Genomic DNA, 22,407 nt, shown 5'->3' with positions numbered 1-22,407 from the left:
CCCCTCCTCTCCCCCACGCACTACACAGGAGACCCTCGTGGCCGAAACCGCACCGTTCGACGCCGACAGCCTGTCCGTGCTGCGCGACCACGCCTCGATCGTCGAGGTCTGCACCCGCCTCGGCTGGAAGGCGGACCGCAGGGAATGGACCGCCTTCGACGACATCTTCACCGAGGAGGTCGACCTCGACTACACCTCGCTGAACGGCGGCGAACCCCTCAGGATGCCCCGCCAGGGCATCATCAACGGCTGGACCACGGCCCTCGGCGGCCTCGACGCCACCCAGCACCTCGTCGCCAACCACCGCGTCACCGTGAACGGCGACACCGCCGAGTGCACCGCGTCCGTGCTGGCCACCCACGTCCTGGAGAACGACCAGGGCGAGGCGACCTGGACCGTCGGCGGCCACTACCTCTTCAACCTGGTCCGGGCCGCCGACCACTGGCGCATCAGCGGCCTGCGGATGACCGCCGACTGGACCAGCGGCAACCGGGACATCATGCTGCTCGGCCTCAAGGACCAGCCCGACCACGTCAAGAACTGGCAGCACGTGAACGACCAGGACTAGTAGCGGGTCGGTGCGGGCCCCGCCCGGGCGACCGGGCGGGGCCCTTCCGGTCCGTTCAGTGAATCCCCACCGCCGCCAGCGCCTTCTTCTGGGCGGCGGCGAGTCTGGTCGGGAAGTACAGATAGCAGACTCCGCCGGTGCCGGAGACGACCTTGCCCGACGCGTTGTAGCGCTGGGTGCGGAGCCAGATGTTCTCCCATTCGCGGCGCTTGTAGACGCGGCGCACCGCCGGGTTGCTCGGTGACGCCGGGTCGTTGGCGATCACGTCTCCGTCGGCGGTGAAGCCGATCACCGTCATGAGATGGCCCGCCGTGCCGTAGCCGGCGCCCGTCAGCTCCTCCCTGAGGAAGGACTGCGACGTTATGGCCGGGATGCCCGCGGCGATCAGGGACTCCAGCTCCGTGAGCGAGGCGAGGCGGGTCACGACGCCCTGGAGGTCCTTGTACGTCGACGCGTACGCGGCGTTGAAGGGCCAGTTGCCGCAGCCCCCGTACTGGTAGTCGTAGGTGAAGCGGGCCGCGTGGCACACCTGGGGGTCGGCGAAGGCCGGGTCGACCCAGGCGAGGTCCTCCGGGGTCGGCTTGCGGCCCCAGTACTCGATGATCATCTGCGAGGAGGTGGGGCTGCACCAGGCCTCGCCGCCGTTGTCGTACTCGGGGTACTGCCCGACGTGCGTCTCCTGCGAGTAGCGCGGGACGGTCAGCTCCTTGGCCAGGCCCGGCTTGGAGGCGGGGACCGTGAAGCGGTCGGGGATCGCGGAGGCCATCGCGCCGAGCCGCCAGACCGTGGGCGTCGCACTCGTGCCCGGCGTGCGGTAGAGCGTCAGGCGCAGCTGGTAGGAGACGACGCGCAGGCCCGTGGTCGCGTCGTCGACCGAGAGCGTGTCCGTCCAGACGGTGGACTTGTCGTCGGTCTGGTCGTCGACCGAGGTCCGCCGGATGTCGACCGCCTTGTCGTCCCCCGAGGTCCAGCGGCCCATGACGTACCAGGGCGTCCGCGTCTTGTCGGAGTACGTGCCCCGCAGCTCGACCTGGAGCCAGGTGCCGGCCGGGGTGCGCGCGTTCCAGGACGCGATCACCTCCGTGGCGGGGACGGTGGAGCGGTGGACGGGCGTCGTCCAGCGGGCGTACTCCCAGGTGGCGGTGCGGCCCGTGTGCGGGTCGGCGTAGTCGGTGCGGCCCGCCGGCGCGGTAATCCGCAGCCCGGGGCGGGACCCGCCGACGGCGGCCGTGCCCTCGTGGGTGCCGGAGCGCCAGTGCTCGTACGAGGTCCAGAAGCGGTTGTCCACCAGGCGGTCCGCGCGTGGCGGGCGCGCCGTTCCCGCGGCGGACGCCGCCAGGGCGGGAGCCGCCGTCGCCGCGAGGGCGGCCACCGCGGCCGCCGTGGCGAGCACGGATCTGCGGGACATGTCATCAGCTCGGTCCATGAAGGGGACCCCCAGTCGACGTGGTTTCCGGCGGGATCCGGAAGGGTCGGGTCGGTGCACGGAAGTGGGCCAACTATGGCCGGTCCCGGCCGACTTCTGCCAGCGATTCGGACACTGCCGCACGCACCAATATTGGCGTCTACCAATGGCATGACCAGGGATGGCGCGCGGAACGCATCCTTCCGCAGTCGTACCCTTGCCGGTGATGACCGGACACCAGCCCACGCCGCTCCCCCGCCTCGCCGCCACCCTGCGCCGCCTGCCGCCCTCCTGCGGACCCGTCCGGCTGATCGCCGTCGACGGCCACGCGGGCTCCGGCAAGTCGACGTTCGCCAGGCTGCTGGCCGAGGCCCTCGGCGGCGCGCCCGTCCTGCGGCTCGACGACATCGCGAGCCACACCGAGCTGTTCGACTGGACGGACCGGCTGCTGCGACGGATCGTCGAACCCCTCTCCCGCGGCGAGAGCGCGCGCCACGAGACGTACGACTGGACCGCGCGCCGCTTCGGTCCCGACGAGCTGACGCTGCCGCCCTCCCCGGTCGTGATCATCGAGGGCGTCGGCGCCGGGCGCCGGGCGCTGCGCCCGCATCTCGCCGCGCTGCTGTGGATGGACATGCCGCGCGAGGAGGCATGGCAGCGGGGACGCCGGCGGGACGGGACGGTCCAGAGTGATTTCTGGGACGGGTGGGAGCCCGCGGAGCTCCGTCATTTCACAGAAGACCCTTCCCGACCCTTCGCCCACCTTTTGGTACGACAGTGCCCGGAGGGATATGAGGTGCTCTCGGGGCCGGATGAGGCGCAAGCGGGGACCCAAATCGTCACGGAGAGTGAGGGGCCGTCGGCGGTCCGCTGAACCTCCGGAAATTCACTTCCACTTGGACCCGCGAGTTTTCATGAGTGCTCCAACTCTGCTTGACCCAGGGCCCATACAGGACTTACGTTCTGAGTGAGCGGTCTTCAGCGGCCGCCCGCAGACACGAAGCCCCCGGTTGTTCCCCCGTGATCGGGGGCTTCGTTCTGCCCTCCGGGCCGTTTTCCGGCCGCTCCGAGCCGCCGTTCGCTCACCCTGGGTCACCACCGGACCCACCCTTCGTCGGCCCTTTCCGGCCGATCCGCCGGTGCGGCACCCTACGGCCCACCGCTCCCCCGCAGGTACGATGCCTCTCGGTGCGTCTTTTCGGACGGCTGCTCTACGCACCGAGTCAACTCCCGTCCGCAGCACGGTGGTTCAGCGCAGTGGCCGGCGGGCACCGGTCCGGCGGTACGCAAACGGGGGCACGGTTTGTGGGGGACCTGATGGACTTCGACGCGGTGGGCTCACCCGCCCCGGCCGACCTCGCCTGGCTGAGGGGCGTCGACGCCTACACCATGGGCGCCTATCCGCAGGCGGAGGAGGAGTTCCGGACCGCGGTACGGATGGACCCGGGGATGGCCGACGGCTGGCTCGGACTGCACGCGCTGCGCATCGACACGACGACGGCGCTGCTGCGGATGTTCCAGCACCGGGACCGGTTCGGGGAGCAGCGCGCGCGGCACGCGCGCACCCTCAACTCCTGGTACTGGCTCGGCTGGTGGGTGCAGCCCGTCCTGGAGAGCGCGCGCGACCTGCTGCTCGCGCACGCCTCGCACTGGCTGGACGGCCGCCACGTCCCCGAGCTCGACCGGGCGCTCGCGGGCCTGCCGCCGGTCGACGCGGACCCGCAGGTGCGCTTCCTGCACGCCTGCCGCTCCTATCTGGTCAAGGACTGGGACCAGTTGGTCCGGCACACCGACCCGCTGATCGACGACCCGATGCTCGGCATCGAGGCCGGGCTCTTCGGCGGCATGGCGCGGGTGCGCCTGGAGATGTACGGCCAGGCGGAGCCGCTGCTCTCCGCGGCCCTGATGCGCTGCCGCAGCGAGCAGCCGCAGCGCAAGGAGCTGCGCTACTGGCTGGCCCGCGCGCACGAGGGCACGGGCCGCTCGGCGGCCGCCCTGCCGCTGTACCGCGCGGTGCACCGGGTCGACGCCTCCTTCATGGACACCTCGGCGCGGCTCGCGGCGATCTCCGAGGGCGACGGGTACGACGAGGCGGCGGACCTGGCCGCCGCGATCAGCCTGGCCGGGGCGGGCCAGGACGTGCTGGAGGGCCCGGACGGCATCGACGTGCTGTTCGGCACGGAGGGCCGGGACGTGAAGGTCACCGACCCCGAACCCCCGCCGGGCGGCGGCCCGCCCGGCGCGAGCGGCCCGGGCGGTCCCGGCGCCCCGGCGGGACCCACGCCCTCCGAGGCCGACACCGTCCGCGAGAAGGCGATCATCCCCGTCAAGACGGGCCCGCCGCAGCTGCCGCCGGGGCCCACCGACCCCGCGCTCCTGGAGGCCGCGCTCGCCGAGCTGGAGCGCATGGTGGGCCTGGAGCCGGTCAAGCGCCAGGTGAAGGCGCTCTCGGCGCAGCTGAACATGGCGCGCCTGCGGACCGCGCAGGGCCTTCCCGTGCAGCCGCCGAAACGACACTTCGTCTTCTCCGGCCCCTCCGGCACCGGCAAGACCACCGTGGCCCGCATCCTCGGCCGGGTCTTCTACGCCCTCGGGCTGCTCGGCGGCGACCACCTCGTGGAGGCCCAGCGCGCCGACCTGGTCGGCGAGTACCTCGGCCAGACCGCCGTGAAGGCCAACGAGCTCATCGACTCGGCGATCGGCGGCGTCCTCTTCGTCGACGAGGCCTACTCGCTCTCCAACTCCGGCTACGGCAAGGGCGACGCGTACGGCGACGAGGCCCTCCAGGTCCTCCTCAAGCGCGCCGAGGACAACCGCGACCACCTCGTGGTGATCCTCGCGGGCTACCCCGAGGGCATGGACCGGCTGCTCGCCGCCAATCCCGGGCTCTCCTCGCGCTTCACGACCCGCGTCGACTTCCCCTCGTACCGCCCCCTCGAACTGACCTCGATCGGCGAGGTGCTCGCCGCGGAGAACGGCGACGTGTGGGACGAGGAGGCCCTGGACGAGCTGCGCTCCATCAGTGGGCACGTCGTCGAGCAGGCGTGGATCGACGAGCTCGGCAACGGCCGCTTCCTGCGCACTCTCTACGAGAAGAGCTGCGCCTACCGCGATCTGCGGCTCTCCGGCTATCCGGGCGAGCCGGGGCGCGACGACCTGTCGACGCTGCGGCTGCCCGATCTGATGCAGGCGTACGGAGAGGTGCTCTCGGGGCGCGGGCCGCAGAATCCGTCCGGCATCTGAGGACGTCGTCCGCGGCCCGCCCCGCGCGCATCACCCCACCAGGGCGCCGCCGCGTGTCTCCCGCGCGCCACCGGCACGCGGCTCCCGGGCCGTGCGCGGCACCGCGACCCGGTGCGCCGGATCGCGGACCTCGCCGACCAGGAGCTCCAGGACGTCCTCCAGGGCGACCAGGCCGAGCACCTTGCCGGACGCGTCGGCGACCTGCGCCAGATGCGTGGCGGCGCGGCGCATCACGGTCAGGGCGTCGTCCAGCGGGAGTTCGGCCCGCAGGGTGGTCATCGGGCGCCACACCTGCTGCGGCACCGCACGGTCGGCCTCCTCCAGGTCGAGTACGTCCTTGACGTGGAGGTAGCCCATGAACGCGCCGTTCTCCGCGCGGACCGGGAAGCGGGAGTACCCGGTGCGCCCGGTGAGCGCGACGACCTGCTCCGGGGTGACCGAGGGGCCCACGGTCACCAGCGTGGCCCGGTCGAGCAGGACGTCCGTCACGGGGCGCGAGCCCAGCTCCAGGGCGTCCTCCAGGCGCTCCTGCTCCTCGGGGGCCAGCAGCCCCGCCTGGCCCGAGTCCTCGACGAGACGACCCAGCTGGACGCTGGTGAAGACCGCCTCCACCTCGTCCTTGGGCTCCACCTTGAAGAGCTTGAGGACCAGGCGCGCGCATGCCCCGAGCGCCACGGTCACCGGACGGCACAGCCGCGCGAAGGCGACCAGACCGGGGCTGAACCAGAGGGCGGTCTTCTCGGGGGCGGCCATCGCGAGGTTCTTCGGGACCATCTCGCCGATGACGAGGTGCAGGAAGACCACGACGGCGAGCGCGATCACGTATCCGAGGGGATGGATCATGCCCTCGGGGAGGTGGATCGCCGCGAAGAGCGGCTCCAGCAGATGGGCCACGGTCGGCTCGGCGACGGCGCCGAGGGTCAGCGAGCAGACGGTGATGCCGAACTGCGCGGCCGCCATCATCTGCGGGAGGTGTTCGAGGCCGTACAGGACCTGGCGGGCCCGCTTGGACTCCAGCGGCTCGATCTGGCTGCGGCGCACCGACACGAGCGCGAACTCGGCGCCCACGAAGAAGCCGTTGGCGAGGACGAGGAGGACGGCGAAGAGGAGTTGGAGCAGGCTCATCGCAGGGCCTCCGCGGCTTCCTTGAGGACGGGTGCCGCATCCGCGTCGGCCTCCCGGGTGCGTACCAGGCGCACCCGCTCGGCGCGGTAGTGCCCGACCTGGCGCACCGAGAGCCGCCAGCCGGGGAGTTCGGCCCGGTCGCCGGGGGCCGGGATGCGGCCGAGCAGATCGGCGACGAGGCCGGCCACGGTCTCGTAGGGGCCCTCGGGCGCGTCGAGTCCTATGCGCCGCAGCGTGTCGACGCGGCAGCCGCCGTCGGCGTCCCACGCGGGCCTGCCGTCCTCGGGCGGCGCCGTGCACAGCTCGGGCAGGTCGTGCACGTCGTGCTCGTCGCGGACCTCGCCGACGATCTCCTCGACGATGTCCTCCAGGGTGACGACGCCCGCCGTGCCGCCGTACTCGTCGACGACGACGGCCATGGGCTGCTCCTCGCGCAGCCGCGCGAGGAGGGGCTGCACGGGCAGCGTCTGGGGGACGAGCAGCGGGGTCCGCGCGATGCGGGCGACGGGGGTGCGCAGGCGTTCGTGTCCGGGCACCGCGAGGGCGTCCTTGAGGTGCACGACGCCGACGACCTCGTCGATCCGCTCGCGGTAGACGGGGAAGCGGGACAGGCCGGTGGCGCGGGTCAGGTTGACGACGTCCTCGGCGGTCGCCGAGGCCTGCAGGGCGCTGACCTTCACGCGCGGCGTCATGACGTGCTGCGCGGTCAGCTCGCCGAGCGAGAGGGTGCGCACGAACAGGTCGGCGGTGTCCTGCTCCAGGGCGCCGGCCTGCGCCGAGTGCCGGGCCAGGGAGACCAGTTCGCCCGGGGTGCGGGCGGACGCCAGCTCCTCGGCGGGCTCGACGCCCAGGGTGCGCACGAGACGGTTGGCCACCGCGTTCAGCAGGGCGATCACCGGCCGGAAGAGCCGGGAGAACAGGTGCTGCGGGCCCGCGACGAACCGCGCGACCTGCAGAGGTCTGGACACCGCCCAGTTCTTGGGCACCAGTTCGCCGATCACCATCTGGACGGCGGACGCGAGCAGCATGCCGACCACCACGGAGACGCCGCCGACGGCGCCCTCGGGGACGCCGACGGCCGTGAACGGGCCCGCGAGCAGGTGCGCGAGGGCCGGTTCGGCGAGCATGCCGACGACGAGGGAGGTGATGGTGATGCCGAGCTGGGTGCCCGAGAGCTGGAAGGACAGCTCCTTGAGGGCGTCGACGACCGTGCGGGCTCTTCGGTCGCCGTCGGCCGCGGCCTTCTCCGCGTCCGGGCGCTCCACGGTCACGAGGCCGAACTCGGCCGCCACGAAGAAGCCGTTGGCGAGAATCAGCAGGAATGCCGCCCCGAGAAGCAGCAGGGGGACTGTCATGCCGCCGCCTCTCCGGTCGTGCCGGTCCCGGTATGTCGGGAGGGGGCGGCGCAGGTACTACAGGACGATCCGTCCATCGCCGGAGGGAGTCACTCCTCGGGTAGCAGGGGCCCCTGGGGGCCGGTCCGGCGCGTCAGGGGCGGGGCGGCACACCATGCGCGCCCCGCCACCAGATTAATCAAGACCGGCCGAGGCACGTCCAGAGCCTGTCCGGTGGATCAGGCCTGTGTGCCCGGGTCCGTACGGGCGTCGGTGAGCGCGCGCAGGGCCCGCGCGTCGACGATGGCCTGCTGCTTGGCGATGCCCGGCTGGATGCCCAGGGCGGGCAGGCTGGTGCCGTCGCTGAGGTTCAGGAACACCCAGGGGTCCCCCGGGCGGAGGTTGACCTGGACGATCTCGGCCCAGGCGAGACGGCGGCTCGTCGCGATGTTGACGACGGTCACGCCGGACTCGTCGGCGACCACCTTGGGCCTGCTCAGCAGCGTGAGCGCCCCGCACAGCAGCGCGCCGGTGAAGACGAAGCTGGTCCGCTCCCCCGGGCTCAGCGTGGGCAGCAGGAAGGCGATCGCCGTGATCACCACGAAGATCGCGACGCCCGCGGTGAGCAGGACGGCACGGGTCCGGGTCGGCCGGAAGGTGACGGGCAGGGTGGGCAGTGCGGGGGTCTCGGACATCGTTCTGCTCCGGCCGGGTCAGAGGCGGCAGGCGTGGATGGCCGTGGTCAGGATGGCCCGCGCCCCGATGGCGTAGAGGTCGTCCATGATCCGCTGGGCCTCCTTGGCGGGGACCATGGAGCGGACGGCCACCCAGCCCTCGTTGTGCAGCGGGGAGATGGTCGGCGACTCCAGGCCCGGGGTGAGGGCGACGGCCTGCTCCAGGTGCTCGGCGCGGCAGTCGTAGTCCATCATCACGTACGACCGGGCGACCAGGACGCCCTGGAGGCGGCGCAGGAACTGCTGGACCTTCGGGTCGTCGGTCCCGGCGCCGGTGCGGCGGATGACGACGGCCTCGGACTTCATGATCGGCTCGCCGAAGACCTCCAGGCCCGCGTTGCGCAGCGAGGTGCCGGTCTCCACGACGTCCGCGATGACCTGGGCGACGCCCAGCTCGATGGCGGTCTCGACGGCGCCGTCCAGGTGGACGACGGACGCGTCGATGCCCTGCTCGGCGAGGTGCTTGGCGACGATTCCCTCGTACGAGGTCGCCACCGTCTTGCCCGCGAGGTCGGCGACGCCGTCCGCGGTGCCCGGCTTCGCGGCGAAGCGGAAGGTGGAGCGGGCGAAGCCGAGCGGCAGGATCGCCTCGGCGTTCGCGCCGGAGTCGATCAGGAGGTCCTCGCCGGTGATGCCGATGTCGAGCTTGCCGGCCGAGACATAGATCGCGATGTCCTTGGGCCGGAGGTAGAAGAACTCGACCTCGTTCTCGGGGTCGACGAGGACGAGCTCCTTCGACTCCTTGCGCTGCTGGTAGCCGGCCTCATGGAGCATCGCCGACGCAGGTCCGGACAGTGAACCCTTGTTGGGGACGGCGATGCGCAGCATGAGGCGGGATTCCTTTGCGTGATGGGTGAGTTGAGCGGATGCGGTGGACGTACGACTCAGAGGTGGGCGTACACGTCGTCGAGGGAGATGCCGCGGGCGACCATCATCACCTGCACGTGGTAGAGGAGCTGCGAGATCTCCTCGGCGGCGGCTTCCTTGCCCTCGTACTCGGCGGCCATCCAGACCTCGGCGGCCTCCTCGACGACCTTCTTGCCGATGGCATGGACGCCCTTGTCGACCAGCTCGGCGGTGCGGGAGGTCGCGGGGTCGCCGTTGGCGGCCTTGTGCTGGAGCTCGGTGAAGAGCTCCTCGAAAGTCTTCTTGGACATGATGGTCGCCACTCTACGCGGCCGCCCGGTCTCCCTCAGCGCCAGGGTTCGGAGATCGTGCGCAGCGTGGTGGCGGTGGCCACGGCCGCGGTGACCGCCTCGTGCCCCTTGTCCTCGCGGGATCCCTCGATGCCCGCGCGGTCCAGGGCCTGCTCCTCGGTGTCGCAGGTCAGTACGCCGAAGCCGATCGGGACGCCGGTGTCCACGGAGACCTGGGTGAGGCCCTGGGTGACGCCCTGGCACACGTACTCGAAGTGCGGAGTGCCGCCGCGGATGACGACGCCGAGCGCGACGATCGCGTCGTAGCCCCGCCCGGCGAGGACCTTGGCGACGACGGGCAGCTCGAAGCTGCCGGGCACGCGAAGGACGGTCGGCTCGCTGATGCCCAGCTCGTTCAGGGCGCGCAGGGCGCCGTCGACCAGGCCGTCCATGACCTTCTCGTGCCACTGCGCCGCGACGACCGCGACGCGCAGGTCGCCGCAGTTCTTCACGCTCAGTACGGGTGCACCCTTGCCGCTCACGCGCTTCTCCTTAGATCCTCTGACCGTGGTCGGTGCTTACTGGTTGCCGCAGGCGGACACGTCGGTGGTGTCCAGCCAGGGCAGGTCGTGCCCCATCCGGTCCCGCTTGGTGCGCAGGTACCGAAGATTGTGTTCGCCGGCCTTGACGGGCATGGGCTCGCGCCCGGTGACCTTCAGGCCGTGCCGCAGGACCGCGTCGGTCTTGTCGGGGTTGTTCGTCATCAGCCGGACGCTGCGGACGCCGAGGTCGTCCAGGATCCGGGCGCCCGCGCCGTAGTCCCGGGCGTCGGCGGGCAGGCCGAGCTCCAGGTTGGCGTCGAGGGTGTCGCTGCCGCGCTCCTGGAGTTCGTAGGCGCGCAGCTTGGAGAGCAGGCCGATGCCGCGTCCCTCGTGGCCGCGCAGATAGACCACGACGCCGCGCCCCTCCTCCGTGATGCGCCGCATGGACGCTTCCAGCTGGGGGCCGCAGTCGCAGCGCAGGGAGTGGAAGACGTCGCCGGTCAGGCACTCGGAGTGGAGCCGGGCCAGGATGTCGGTGCCGTCGCCCAGGTCGCCGTGGACGAGGGCGACGTGCTCGACGCCGTCGACGGTGGAGCGGTAGCCGTACGCCGTGAAGTCGCCGAAGGCGGTGGGCAGGCTGACCTCGGCCTCGCGGCGGACGGTGGGCTCGGCGGAGCGGCGGTAGGCGATCAGGTCCTCGATGGAGATGATCGTCAGGCCGTGCTTGCGGGCGAAGGGGATCAGCTCGGGCAGGCGGAGCATCGTCCCGTCCTCGCCCGCGATCTCCACGATGGCCCCGGCGGGGCGCAGGCCCGCGAGCCGGGCGAGGTCGACGGCGGCCTCGGTGTGGCCGTTGCGCACGAGGACGCCGCCGGACTTGGCGCGCAGCGGGAAGACGTGCCCGGGGCGCACGAAGTCGTCCGCGCCCGCCTCGCCGCCCGCCAGGAGCCGCAGCGTGGTGGCGCGGTCGGCGGCGGAGATGCCGGTGCTCACGCCGTGCGCGGCGGACGCGTCGACGGAGACGGTGAAGGCCGTGCTCATCGACTCGGTGTTGTGCTCGACCATCTGCGGGAGCCGGAGTCGGTCGAGCTCGTCGGCCTCCATGGGCGCGCAGATCAGGCCGCGGCACTCGCTCATCATGAAGGCGACGATCTCGGGGGTCGCCTTCTCGGCGGCGATGACGAGGTCGCCCTCGTTCTCACGGTCCTCGTCGTCGACGACCACGACGGGGCGGCCCGCCGCGATGTCGCGGATGGCCTGCTCGACGGGGTCGAGGGAGAGGTCCTCGACGTTGTCGGTGCTGTACCAGACGGGGAGGCTCGACGGGTCGGCGCGAAGCGCCTCGTTCGGGGCGGTGGCGGGAGACGGGTGGGCGCTCATGCCGGGGCTCCTTCCATGACGGGCTGCGAGGCCGCCGCGCGGGAGCGCAGCCACCAGTCGCGCATGCCCCAGAGGACGAGGGCGAGGTAGACGACGTAGACCAGGCCGGAGAAGGCCAGGCCGCTGCTGAAGGCGAGCGGCACGCCGACCACGTCGACGAGCAGCCAGGCGAACCAGAACTCGACGAGCCCGCGGGCCTGGGCGACCATCGCGGCGAGCGTGCCGACGAAGATGTAGGCGTCCGGCCAGGGGTTCCAGGACAGCGAGGGGACGGCGCTGAACAGGGCGCCGACCGCGAGCGTGCCGGCCGCGGTGCCCGCGAGCAGGAGGCCCCGCTCCTTCCAGGTCGCGAAGCGGATGGCGATGGAGCCGTCCTGCGCCTGCTGCTTGCCGCGCGTCCACTGCCGCCAGCCCCACAGCGCGACGCCGATGACGAGGAGCTGCTTGCCGACGCCGCCGGACAGGTGCGCGGAGGCGTACGCGGCGACGAGGATGACGCCGGAGAGGAACTGCGCGGGCCAGGTCCACACCGAGCGCCGCCAGCCGAGCGCGAGGGCGATCAGACCGACGGTGTTGCCGATCATGTCGGACCACATGATGTGCTGGTCGAAGGCCGTGAAGGCTTCGGCGTTGAGCCAGTTCACTGGGTGGCCTCCCGGGCAGGGGCGCGGTCGCCGAGCAGGCGCTCCACGTACTTGGCGATGATGTCGACCTCGAGGTTGACCGGGTCGCCGGGCTGCTTGATGCCGAGCGTGGTCAGCGCGAGGGTGGTGGGGATCAGGCTGATGGTGAAGTGGTCGGGGCCGGCGTCGACCACGGTGAGGCTGACGCCGTCGACCGTGATGGAGCCCTTCTCGACCACGTAGCGGGAGAGGTCCGCGGGGAGGGAGACCTTGACGATCTCCCAGTTCTCGGACGGCGTGCGCTCGACGATCTCGCCCGTGCCGTCGACATGGCCCTGGACGATGTGACCGCCCAGGCGCGCGCCCACCGAGGTGGGGCGCTCCAGGTTGACGCGGGAACCGACGGCGAGCGCGCCGAGGCCGGAGCGGTTCAGGGTCTCCGCCATCACGTCCGCGGTGAACTCGTCGCCCTCGTGCTCCACGACGGTGAGACAGACGCCGTTGACGGCGATGGAGTCACCGTGCTTGGCGCCCTCGGTGACCACGGGGCCGCGCAGGCGGAAGCGGGAGGCGTCGGGGAGGTTCTCGACGGCGGTGATCTCGCCCAGCTCTTCGACGATGCCGGTGAACACGTCAGTGCTCCTTCGCTACGAGGGTCGCGGTGATGCGGAGGTCGGGGCCGATGCGGACGGTCTCGCTCACGTCGAGCCGCAACGCTTCGGTGATGGTGGTGATTCCGCCGCCGGTCAGGACGGCGGGGCCCGCGCCGAGCAGGACGGGTGCGAGATAGCCGACGACCCGGTCGACGGCGCCGGCGGCGACGAAGGCCCCGGCGAGCGTCGGGCCGCCTTCGAGGAGGACGGAGCGCACCCCGCGCGCGTGGAGCACGTCGAGGAGGGCCGGGATGTCCAACCCGCCCTCGGCACGCGGGAGTCGGACCGTCTCTTCGGCGGCGTACGCGGGAGAGGCGTCGTCGGCGACGGCGATCAGGGTGGGCGCCGCGTCGTCCAGGACGCGGGCGCCCGGGGTGACGGCGGTGCCGTTCGTGTCGACGACGACGCGCAGCGGCTGCACGGCTCCCTCGACGCCGCGCACGGCGAGGTGCGGGTCGTCGGCGCGCTGGGTGCCGGAGCCGACGACGACGGCGTCGCACGCGGCGCGCAGCCGGTGCACGTCGGCGCGGGCCTCGGCGGAGGTGATCCAGCGGCTCGTGCCGTCGGCGGCGGCGATGCGGCCGTCGAGGGTGGCGGCGTACTTCCAGGTGACGTGGGGGCGGCCGAGGCGCACGGAGGTCAGCCAGGCGGCGTTGCCCTCGGCCGCCTCGGCCTCCAGGAGGCCCTGCTCCACCTGGATCCCGGCCGCGCGCAGGGTCTGTGCGCCGCCGGTCGCGGTGGGGTTCGGGTCGCCGACGGCGTAGACGACGCGGGCGATCCCGGCGTCGATGAGGGCCTGGGCGCAGGGGCCGGTGCGACCGGTGTGGTTGCAGGGTTCGAGGGTGACGACGGCGGTGCCGCCGCGGGCCCGCTCCCCCGCCGCACGCAGGGCGTTGACCTCGGCGTGCGGCCCGCCGGCCCGCTCGTGCCAGCCCTCGCCGACGACCTCGCCCGCGGCGTCGAGGACGACGCTGCCGACGACGGGGTTGGGGCTGGTGGCGCCGAGGCCGTGCGCGGCCAGCGTGATGGCGCGCCGCATGGCGGCTGCTTCGGCTACGGCGGTGGCCACCGGGTCCTCCTGCCTCTTCGGGCACGGACTCCGGGGCCTGTCGATGACGACAGAACGTACGGACGAAGACACCTGGAGCGACGCCTGCGCCGGATGACACCTGTCCCCGGGAAAACCCAGGAACCGCCCCTGGGACAACCCAGGAACGAGCCACAACGACGGCGTGCAGAGATGCCCGCCCGCCGCGCACTGCCTCCCATCCGGACTTTCACCGTCGGTCCAGGAATTTCACCTGGTCAACCGGTCGCTGGAGGCGACCGGGTCGCGGACTGTAACCGCCGGTTCGGAATTACACCGACCCCGGAGTGCGCTGCTTCTGGTACGAGGCCAGTGTGCCACGCCTGATCGTGACCCATGCGAGTGACGGGCTGTGGGCTGGCTCACAGCGTGACCGTTCAACGAACTTGGTCCGGACTTATTGACTCAATGGTCTAGTCCTTTTAATCTCTGCGTCACCTCCGAGGAGCCGGACCCGACGGCGTGCGCACGCCAGGGCCCCAGAACGCTTCACATCTCTGCCGGTTGTGTTCCGCCCGTTCGTGTTCCGCCCCCGTCCCAGGAGGCTTCCTTGTCATCCCTCTCCCTCACCCGAGCGAGACCCACCCTGCTCGTGGCCGGTACCGCCGTCGCGGGGCTGCTGGTCGGCCTGCTCTCCGGCGGCGTCTCGCAGGCCGCCGACAACGCGTCCTGTCGCCCCGACGGCCTCTACCAGACGCCCGGCGTCGACGTTCCCTACTGTTCGGTCTACGACACCGACGGCCGCGAGAAGATGGGCGCCGACCACCAGCGGCGCGTCATCGGCTACTTCACCGGCTGGCGCACCGGCAAGAACGGCGAGCCCGCCTACCTCGCCCCGGACATCCCCTGGGACAAGGTCACCCACATCAACTACGCCTTCGCGCACGTCGACAAGGACAACAAGCTGTCCGTCGGCGCCGACGGCGAGAAGAACGCCGCCACCGGCATGACCTGGCCGGGCGTCGCGGGCGCCGAGATGGACCCCGCCCTGCCGTACAAGGGCCACTTCAACCTCCTGAACAAGTTCAAGAAGCAGCACCCGAACGTCAAGACGCTGATCTCCGTGGGCGGCTGGGCCGAGACCGGCGGGTACTTCGGCGACGACGGCAAGCGCGTGAACTCCGGCGGCTTCTACTCGATGGCCACCAACGCCGACGGTTCGGTGAACCAGGCGGGCATCGACACCTTCGCGGACTCCGCGGTCGCGTTCATCAAGAAGTACGGCTTCAACGGCGTCGACATCGACTACGAGTACCCGACCTCGATGAAGGACGCGGGCAACCCGCTCGACTACTCGATCTCCAACGCCCGCCGCGGCGGCCTCGTCAAGGGCTACGCGGCGCTGATGAAGTCCCTGCGCCAGAAGCTCGACAAGGCGGGCGCGGCCGACGGCAAGCACTACATGCTGACCGTGGCGGCCCCCTCCTCCGGCTATCTGCTGCGCGGCATGGAGACCTTCCAGGTCCAGAAGTACCTGGACTACGTCAACATCATGTCGTATGACCTGCACGGGGCCTGGAACGAGTACGTCGGTCCGAACGCCTCGCTCTTCGACGACGGCAAGGACGCGGAGCTCGCGGCGGCGGGGGTCTACGGCAGCCAGCAGTACGGCGGCATCGGATATCTGAACACCGACTGGGCGTACCACTACTTCCGCGGCTCGATGCCCGCGGGGCGGATCAACATCGGCCTGCCGTACTACACGCGCGGCTTCAAGAACGTGCAGGGCGGCACCGACGGGCTGTGGGGCAAGGCGGCCGCGACCACCTGCCCGGCCGGTTCGGGCCTGACCAAGTGCGGCGACGGCGCGGTCGGCATCGACAACCTCTGGCACGACAAGGACGACAACGGCAAGGAGTCCCCGGCGGGCTCCAACCCGATGTGGCACGCCAAGAACCTGGAGAAGGGGATCGTCGGCGACTACGTCACCAAGTACGGCTTCCCCGCGGACACCAGGCTCACCGGCACCTACGCCCGCAAGTACAGCTCCACGCTGGTGGCGCCGTGGCTGTGGAACGCCGACAAGAAGGTCTTCCTGTCCACGGAGGACGAGGAGTCGGTCGGCAAGAAGGCCGACTACGTGGTCGACCGGGGCATCGGCGGCACGATGGTCTGGGAGATGGCGGGCGACTACCGCTGGAACGCCACCAAGGGGCAGTACGAGATCGGCGACACGCTCACCTCGCTGATGTACGACAAGTTCAAGGCCGCGAAGCCCTACGGCGCGAAGGTCTCGAACAAGGAACTGCCCGCCAAGGCCGTCGACATCGGCGTGGAGTTCGGCGACTTCAAGCTCGGCGACTCCAACTACCCGATCACGCCCAAGGTGAAGATCACCAACAACACGAAGACGACGCTGCCGGGCGGCACGGAGTTCCAGTTCGACTACTCCACCGCGGCCCCGGCCAACGCCTCCGACCAGTCCGGCTTCGGCACGAAGGTCATCAGCAGCGACCACACCGGCAGCAACGTCGGCGGTCTGAAGGGCGACTTCCACCGGGTCTCGCTGAAGCTGCCGGCCTGGCAGTCGGTGGCGCCGGGCGCCTCGATCGAGCTGTCCTTCAACTACTACCTGCCGGTGTCCACGCCGTGGAACTGGACGGTGAACATCGGCGGCACGAACTACGCGCTCGCCGGTGACCTGGCGCGCGGCACCACGGTCGTCGAGCCGGGCACGGGCACCGGCCCGACCGACCCGCCGGGCCCGACGGACCCGCCGACCCCGGGCAAGTGCACCGCTCCGGCGTGGAGTTCGGCGTCCGAGTACGGCTCCGGCACGACCGTGTCCCACAAGTCCCACACCTGGAAGGCCAAGTGGTGGACGAAGGGCGACGAGCCCGGCGCCGGCGGCGAGTGGGGCGTCTGGCAGGACCTGGGGGCCTGCTGATTCCCCGGGGGCGCTGACCCCGTCTCCTTCACGTCTCACGCCCGCGGGGTCGCGCACCCCGCGGGCGTGAGCGCTTCCCGGACTGTCCCGGAGGCAGGACTCCCGGTGGCGGCCGGGCGGCGGAGTCCCGTCTCAGTGCCCCGGCGGCGGGCCGAACAGCTCGTCCTGGGCCGTGTCCCTGGCGGCGAGCAGCGCGCCGCGCAGCACCGCCGCGCCGCCCAGCGTGCTCGCACGGACCTCGGTGCGCAGGGGGGACATGGCGCCGACGCGCTCCGTGACGCGGTCGGCGAGCACGGCGCCGCCCGCGCGGCCCACCTCGCCGCCCAGGACGACACAGCCCGGGTCGAGGATCGCGGTCATCGCGGCGGCGCCGACGGCGATCCGGTCGGCGGCGGCGTCCAGGAAGGCGCCCTCGTCGGCCTCCACCGCGTGCCGCACCACCTCGGCGGCGGTCATCTCCGGCTTCAGCAGACCGTGCTCCGCGCCGAGTTCGCGCAGCGCCTCGGCGCAGGCCAGCGAGTGGAAGCCGCCCTCGCAGCCGGTGGCGGACGGCACGGATCCCGTGCCGGGCACCGGCAGGAAGCCGATCTCGCCGGCGCCGCCCGACGCGCCCCGGCGCAGCACCCCGTCGAGCATGACGGCGGCGCCGACGCCGTCGCCGAGCCACAGCAGCACGAAGGTGTCCCGGTCGTGCGCGGCGCCGTCGCGCTGTTCGGCGCGGGCGGCGAGGTTGCTCTCGTTCTCCACCAGGACCCGGGCGCCGAAGCGCTCCTGGAGCACGCCGGCGAGGCGCCGGTGCCAGGCGGGCAGCGAGGTGGTGTCGTGCAGATCGCCGGTGGCGGGGTCGATGAGGCCGGGGGCGCCCATGCCAACCGTGTGCAGCCGCTGGACGCCGCCCTCGCGGGCCGCGCGCCCGACGAGGGCGACGGCGCGCTCGACCGCGGGTCCGGTCTCGCCGTCGATGGGTGCCGAGGCCTCGGCGAGGACCGCGCCGAGCAGATCGGTGACGACGACGGAGACGCTCTCGGTGCGTACGTCGAGGGCCGCGAGGTGGGCCCGGTCGGCGACGATCCCGTACAGCCGGGCGTTCGGGCCGCGCCGCTGGGCACCCGCCTCGCCGACGACCGTGATGAGCCCGGAGCCCTGGAGCCGCTCGACGAGATCGGCGACCGAGGGCCGCGACAGGCCGGTGAGCTGCTTCAACTGGTTCGCGGTCAGTGGCCCTTCGCTCTGCAGGAGGCCCAGCGCGAGCCGGTCGTTGATGGCTCGGGCGGTACTCGGTGAGGCGGGCGAGGCTGGCATGGCCGGATCCTCCCACAGAAGGTCGTCTATTTATCAGGCAGGGTTCCTGATAGTTTACGTCGCCGTAGCGGGGCAGCTCTCGGGAGGGGCACAGCGGAATGAGTGAAGTGGTCTTCGACAAGCACCGGTTGAAGCGGGCGCGGCTCGCCGTCGCGACCGTCTTCTGTGTGCACGGCGCCGTCGCGGGCTCCTTCGCGACCCGGGTGCCCTGGATCCAGGAGCACGCCGACGTCAGCGCGGGCATGCTCGGTCTCGCGCTCGCCTTCCCGGCGATCGGCGCCTCCGTGGCGATGCCGCTGGCGAGCCGGATCAGCCACCGGTTCGGCGCCCGCAACGCGCTGCGCGGCCTGCTCGCGATGTGGACGCTGGCCCTGGTCCTGCCGTCGCTCGCGCCCAACCTGCCGGCGCTCTGCCTGTCGCTGTTCGTGTACGGCGCGACCTCCGGCATGTCGGACGTGGCGATGAACGCGCTCGGCGTCGAGACCGAGAACCGCATGCAGAAGTCGATCATGTCGGGGCTGCACGGCATGTGGAGCGTCGGCGCCCTCATCGGCTCCGCGGCCGGAACGGTCGCCGCCCATCTGGGCTCGGACGCCCGGCTGCACCACGCGCTCGCCGCCGCGGCGCTCACCACGGCGGGTCTCGTCGCCGTCCAGGGCGTCCTCGACCTCCAGCCGGAGCCCGAGGAGGAGGCGCCGCCGCGGTTCTCGCTGCCGCCCAAGTCGGCCCTGCTGATCGGCGCCGTCGGCTTCTGCGCGGTCTTCGCGGAGGGCGCGAGCCTGGACTGGTCGGCGGTCTACCTGCGGGACGTCCTGGACACGTCCGCCGGTGTCGCCGCCGCGTCCACCACCGGCTTCACGCTCACCATGGCGATCGCGCGGCTCGTGGGCGACGCGGTGGTCAACCGGTTCGGCGCGGTGCGCACGGTCCGCGCCGGCGGGATCCTCGCGGCGCTCGGCGGCCTCCTCGTGGTCGTGGCCCCGCACCCGGTGGTCGCCATGTGCGGCTTCGCCCTGATGGGCCTCGGCATCGCGGTCGTGGTGCCGCTCGCCTTCGCCTCGGCCGGGCGCAGCGGCCCCAACCCCAGCCAGGCCATCGCGGGCGTCGCCACCATCACGTACACCTCCAGCCTGATCGCCCCCTCGGCGATCGGCGCCCTGGCGCAGGCGACGAGCCTCGTGGTCTCCTTCGGCCTGGTGACGCTGCTGGCCTGCGGCCTCGCGGTCTTCGCGGGGGTCCTGCGCACGGACGGCCGGACGTCCTCGGTGGCCTCGGCGACGGACGTGGCGGCGCCCGGACCGAGGTCCTGAACGGCCGGGACGACCGTCACGACCTCACGGCGGGTGAACCGCACCGGGGAGAAGTCGCACTGACGCCGCATTAACATGGCGTCGATCATTTCGGGCCAGGCGACACGGCCCCCTCGGCGCACAGAAAGCGACACTCACCATGGACCTCGGCGTGCGCTGGAGACTGCACGGCGACGGGCGCACCCCCGCGCCCGGCGCGGTCGTCCGCCCTGATGAGCGGCTCTCGTGGCCGCGGACCTTCGGGCTCGGCGCGCAGCACGTGGTGGCCATGTTCGGGGCGTCCTTCGTGGCGCCCGTCCTCATGGGGCTCGACCCGAATCTGGCCATCATGATGTCGGGCGTCGCGACCGCCATCTTCCTGCTCGCCACCCGCGGCCGGGTCCCCAGCTACCTGGGCTGCTCGCTCTCCTTCGTGGGCGTCGCCGCCGTCATCCGCGCGCAGGGAGGCTCCAGCGCGACGGTGACCGGCGCGGTCTTCGTGGTCGGAGCCGCGCTGTTCCTCGCCGGTCTCGCGGTGCAGAAGTTCGGGGCGCGGATCATCCACGCCGCGATGCCGCCGATCGTGACCGGCGCGGTCGTCATGCTGATCGGCTTCAACCTGGCTCCGGTCACCGCGTCCACGTACTGGCCGCAGGACCAGTGGACGGCCCTCCTGGTGATGCTGTTCACCGGATTGGCCGTGGTGTGTCTGCGCGGCTTCTGGTCGCGCATCGCGATCTTCCTCGGGCTGATCTTCGGGTACGCCATCTCGTGGGTGTTCGACCAGGTCTTCGGCAAGATCCACTCGGCGGACGGCTCCGGCAAGGTCGTCGACCACTGGCGGCTCGACCTGTCCGCCGTGGGCAAGGCCGACTGGATCGGCCTGCCCTCCTTCCACGCGCCGAGCTTCGAGTGGTCGGCGATCCTCGTGGCGCTGCCCGTCGTCATCGCGCTGATCGCGGAGAACGCGGGCCACGTGAAGGCCGTCGGCGAGATGACCGGCGACAACCTCGACGGCAAGCTCGGCACCGCGATCTCCGCCGACGGCGCCGCCTCCATGCTCTCCACCGCGGTCGGCGGCCCGCCCAACACCACGTACTCCGAGAACATCGGCGTGATGGCGGCGACCCGCGTCTACTCCACGGCCGCGTACTGGGCGGCGGCCTGCTTCGCGCTGCTCTTCGGGCTGTGCCCCAAGTTCGGCGCGGTCGTGGCCGCGATCCCCGGCGGTGTGCTCGGCGGCATCACCGTCATCCTGTACGGCATGATCGGTCTGCTGGGCGCCCAGATCTGGATCAACGCCGGGGTGGACCTGCGCAATCCGCTGAACCTCGTGCCGGCCGCCGCGGGCATCATCATCGGCGTCGGCGGCGTCTCGCTGAAGTTCACCGACAACTTCCAGCTGAGCGGCATCGCACTCGGCACGATCGTCGTCATCACGGGCTACCACGTGCTGCGCGCCTTCGCCCCCGCCCATCTCAAGTCCCAGGAACCGCTGCTGGACTCGGGCACCTCGACGTACGACGAGGAAGGCGCCGCGGAGGGCGGCGGCGAGAAGCGCTGAAACCGTTGGACGTGGTGCGCGCCACCTGGTTAAGGTGCGCACCATGTCCCAGCCCGAGTCCGACAGACTCACGCCACCGGTCGTCCGGTGGCTTCCCGTGCTCACGCGCTGACGCGCTCCGCCGCCTTCCCGCGGCCCGTCACGCCGCCCTCGCGCGGCCGCTCGCGCGCTCCCGGCACCGCCACCACCGGATCACCGCCCCGTGCCCTGATCCTCTCGATCTCCCTCGTGGTTGCGGAGTCCTGCTGTGCCCTTTGCCCTCTACCTGCTCGGCCTTGCCGTCTTCGCGCAAGGCACCTCCGAGTTCATGCTGTCCGGCCTCGTCTCGGACATCGCGCGTGACCTGGACGTCTCCATCCCGACCGCCGGCCATCTGACCTCGGCGTTCGCCGTGGGAATGATCGTCGGTGCGCCCCTGATGGCCCTCGTCAGCCGCCGCTTCTCGCGGCGCGGCGCACTGTTGTCCTTCCTGGTCACCTTCCTCGCCGTCCATGTCCTCGGCGCCCTCACCACCAGCTTCGCGGTGCTGCTCGCCACCCGTGTCGTCGGCGCCCTCGCCAACGCCGGGTTCCTCGCGGTCGCGCTGGTGACCGCCACCTCCCTCGTCGAGCCCGACGCGAAGGGCCGCGCGACCTCCACGCTGCTCGGCGGCGTCACCCTCGCCTGTGTCGCGGGGGTGCCCGCGGGCGCGCTGCTCGGGCAGGCGTGGGGCTGGCGCTCGGCGTTCTGGGCCGTGGCCCTGATCTCCGTGCCGGCCGTCCTCGCCATCGCGCGGGCCGTGCCGTCCGGGGCCCCGGACGCCGGGGGGCCGAGCGCGCTCGGTGAGCTGCGCGCCCTGCGCCGGCCGCGGCTCCTGGTGACGCTGCTGCTGGGCGCGCTGGTGAACGGCGCGACGTTCTGCACGTTCACCTACCTGGAGCCGCTGGCCACCCACGTCAGCGGGTTCGGCTCCGCCGGGGTGCCCGTGCTGCTCGCGCTGTTCGGTGTCGGCTCGTTCATCGGCGTCAGCGCGAGCGGCCGCGTGGCCGACGCGCGGCCGCTGCCGCTCCTGGTCGGCGGCTCCCTCGCGCTGCTGTGCGGCTGGCTCCTCTTCGCGGCGACGGCCGCGCACCCGGCGGCGGTGGTCGTGCTGGTGCTCGTGCAGGGCGCGCTGTCGTTCGGCGTCGGCTCCACGCTCATCTCCCAGGCGCTGTACGCGGCGACCGGCGCCCCCCGTCTGGCGGGCGGGTTCGCCACGGCCGCGCTCAACGTGGGGGCCGCGCTCGGCCCGTGGTGCGGCGGCCTCGCGCTCTCCGCGGGGCTCGGCTACCGCGCGCCGCTCGGGGTGAGCGCGCTGCTGGTGGCGCTCGCGCTGGCCGTCGGCGGCGCGGCGCTCGGCCGGGGACGGCGGGCCGCCGCGCCCGCCGCGGCCGGGTCGCGCGCCGACTCGTAGGCTCCTTCGACACAGTGCTGCCTCCCTCCCGGGCTGCCGGCGCGGCGGGCGTTCCCTCGTTTCGGGGAAGCCTCCGGTGCGCTGGCGTCCGGGCGGGCCCGGG

19 protein-coding genes and 1 riboswitch are annotated in these 22,407 nt (G+C 72.0%); of the genes, 7 read left to right on the top strand and 12 right to left on the bottom strand.

Features of this window, described 5'->3' with window-relative positions; translation table 11 throughout:
• Positions 1-568, top strand: a 568-nt coding sequence (locus AOK22_RS17950; protein WP_341845581.1) for a nuclear transport factor 2 family protein, incomplete at its 5' end; no start/stop codon positions are given.
• Positions 569-623: 55 nt separating this feature from the next.
• Here the strand turns inward: AOK22_RS17950 and AOK22_RS17945 are convergent.
• A complete protein-coding gene (locus AOK22_RS17945) occupies positions 624-1,994 on the bottom strand; it encodes a peptidase C39 family protein (protein WP_079036644.1) in 1,371 nt (456 codons plus the stop codon).
• A 205-nt stretch (positions 1,995-2,199) separates the two neighbouring features.
• On the opposite strand from AOK22_RS17945, the gene AOK22_RS17940 reads away from it, so the two are divergent.
• Together AOK22_RS17940 and AOK22_RS17935 are read left to right on the top strand one after the other, a co-directional pair.
• Positions 2,200-2,847 (top strand): uridine kinase family protein, encoded by a 648-nt coding sequence (locus tag AOK22_RS17940; RefSeq protein WP_055699676.1) that lies wholly within the window; start codon positions 2,200-2,202, stop codon positions 2,845-2,847.
• Positions 2,848-3,290: 443 nt separating this feature from the next.
• Positions 3,291-5,216 carry an AAA family ATPase gene (locus tag AOK22_RS17935; protein ID WP_055699675.1) on the top strand — a complete coding sequence of 642 codons (1,926 nt, stop codon included), beginning with the start codon at positions 3,291-3,293 and terminating at the stop codon, positions 5,214-5,216.
• A 30-nt stretch (positions 5,217-5,246) separates the two neighbouring features.
• Here the strand turns inward: AOK22_RS17935 and AOK22_RS17930 are convergent, their stop codons facing one another.
• From AOK22_RS17930 to ribD, 10 genes are all read right to left on the bottom strand, one after another.
• Positions 5,247-6,341 carry a hemolysin family protein gene (locus tag AOK22_RS17930; protein WP_055699674.1) on the bottom strand — a complete coding sequence of 365 codons (1,095 nt, stop codon included), beginning with the start codon at positions 6,339-6,341 and terminating at the stop codon, positions 5,247-5,249.
• Positions 6,338-7,696: a hemolysin family protein gene (locus AOK22_RS17925; RefSeq protein WP_055699673.1), complete on the bottom strand. Its 1,359-nt coding sequence runs from the start codon at positions 7,694-7,696 to the stop codon at positions 6,338-6,340. The genes AOK22_RS17930 and AOK22_RS17925 overlap by 4 nt, the downstream gene beginning before the upstream one ends.
• 218 nt (positions 7,697-7,914) lie before the next feature.
• Positions 7,915-8,370 carry a PH domain-containing protein gene (locus tag AOK22_RS17920; protein WP_055699672.1) on the bottom strand — a complete coding sequence of 152 codons (456 nt, stop codon included), beginning with the start codon at positions 8,368-8,370 and terminating at the stop codon, positions 7,915-7,917.
• An 18-nt stretch (positions 8,371-8,388) separates the two neighbouring features.
• Positions 8,389-9,237, bottom strand: coding sequence for an ATP phosphoribosyltransferase (gene hisG / locus AOK22_RS17915; RefSeq protein ID WP_055699671.1), 849 nt, complete (start codon positions 9,235-9,237; stop codon positions 8,389-8,391).
• Between the two features lie 56 nt (positions 9,238-9,293).
• Positions 9,294-9,566, bottom strand: a complete 273-nt coding sequence (locus tag AOK22_RS17910; RefSeq protein WP_030951748.1) for a phosphoribosyl-ATP diphosphatase — start codon at positions 9,564-9,566, stop codon at positions 9,294-9,296.
• A gap of 35 nt (positions 9,567-9,601) precedes the next feature.
• On the bottom strand, positions 9,602-10,087 hold the full coding sequence (ribH, locus tag AOK22_RS17905) for a 6,7-dimethyl-8-ribityllumazine synthase (protein WP_055699670.1): 486 nt from the start codon (positions 10,085-10,087) through the stop codon (positions 9,602-9,604).
• A gap of 36 nt (positions 10,088-10,123) precedes the next feature.
• Positions 10,124-11,467, bottom strand: a complete 1,344-nt coding sequence (locus tag AOK22_RS17900) for a bifunctional 3,4-dihydroxy-2-butanone-4-phosphate synthase/GTP cyclohydrolase II (RefSeq protein ID WP_055699669.1) — start codon at positions 11,465-11,467, stop codon at positions 10,124-10,126.
• On the bottom strand, positions 11,464-12,063 hold the full coding sequence (locus tag AOK22_RS17895) for a nicotinamide mononucleotide transporter family protein (protein WP_055699682.1): 600 nt from the start codon (positions 12,061-12,063) through the stop codon (positions 11,464-11,466). The genes AOK22_RS17900 and AOK22_RS17895 overlap by 4 nt, the downstream gene beginning before the upstream one ends.
• A 44-nt stretch (positions 12,064-12,107) precedes the next feature.
• Complete coding sequence (locus AOK22_RS17890; protein ID WP_055699668.1) at positions 12,108-12,722, bottom strand: riboflavin synthase; 615 nt, start codon at positions 12,720-12,722, stop codon at positions 12,108-12,110.
• A 1-nt stretch (position 12,723) separates the two neighbouring features.
• The gene (gene ribD / locus AOK22_RS17885) at positions 12,724-13,782 is read right to left on the bottom strand and encodes a bifunctional diaminohydroxyphosphoribosylaminopyrimidine deaminase/5-amino-6-(5-phosphoribosylamino)uracil reductase RibD (RefSeq protein ID WP_055699681.1); all 1,059 of its coding nucleotides are present in this window, start codon (positions 13,780-13,782) and stop codon (positions 12,724-12,726) included.
• A 212-nt stretch (positions 13,783-13,994) separates the two neighbouring features.
• A riboswitch (FMN riboswitch) is annotated at positions 13,995-14,125 on the bottom strand.
• Between the two features lie 255 nt (positions 14,126-14,380).
• Between ribD and AOK22_RS17880 the strand changes: the two genes are divergently transcribed.
• Positions 14,381-16,717, top strand: coding sequence for a chitinase C-terminal domain-containing protein (locus AOK22_RS17880; protein ID WP_055699667.1), 2,337 nt, complete (start codon positions 14,381-14,383; stop codon positions 16,715-16,717).
• 132 nt (positions 16,718-16,849) lie between these two features.
• Here the strand turns inward: AOK22_RS17880 and AOK22_RS17875 are convergent, their stop codons facing one another.
• Positions 16,850-18,019 (bottom strand): ROK family transcriptional regulator, encoded by a 1,170-nt coding sequence (locus AOK22_RS17875; RefSeq protein WP_055699666.1) that lies wholly within the window; start codon positions 18,017-18,019, stop codon positions 16,850-16,852.
• 98 nt (positions 18,020-18,117) lie between these two features.
• Between AOK22_RS17875 and AOK22_RS17870 the strand changes: the two genes are divergently transcribed.
• The 3 genes from AOK22_RS17870 (at position 18,118) to AOK22_RS17860 (ending at position 22,304) form a co-directional block, all read left to right on the top strand.
• Positions 18,118-19,329: an MFS transporter gene (locus AOK22_RS17870; RefSeq protein WP_055699665.1), complete on the top strand. Its 1,212-nt coding sequence runs from the start codon at positions 18,118-18,120 to the stop codon at positions 19,327-19,329.
• A gap of 139 nt (positions 19,330-19,468) precedes the next feature.
• The gene (locus AOK22_RS17865) at positions 19,469-20,872 is read left to right on the top strand and encodes a uracil-xanthine permease family protein (protein ID WP_055699664.1); all 1,404 of its coding nucleotides are present in this window, start codon (positions 19,469-19,471) and stop codon (positions 20,870-20,872) included.
• Positions 20,873-21,119: 247 nt separating this feature from the next.
• Positions 21,120-22,304, top strand: coding sequence for a Cmx/CmrA family chloramphenicol efflux MFS transporter (locus tag AOK22_RS17860; RefSeq protein WP_055699663.1), 1,185 nt, complete (start codon positions 21,120-21,122; stop codon positions 22,302-22,304).
• Positions 22,305-22,407: the final 103 nt, after the last annotated feature.

Source organism: Streptomyces silaceus, from assembly GCF_001419745.1.
In the GTDB taxonomy this organism is placed as follows: domain Bacteria; phylum Actinomycetota; class Actinomycetes; order Streptomycetales; family Streptomycetaceae; genus Streptomyces; species Streptomyces silaceus.
The sequence above is the reverse complement of the archived record's forward strand: the minus strand, read 5'-3'. Positions and strand labels throughout refer to the sequence as shown.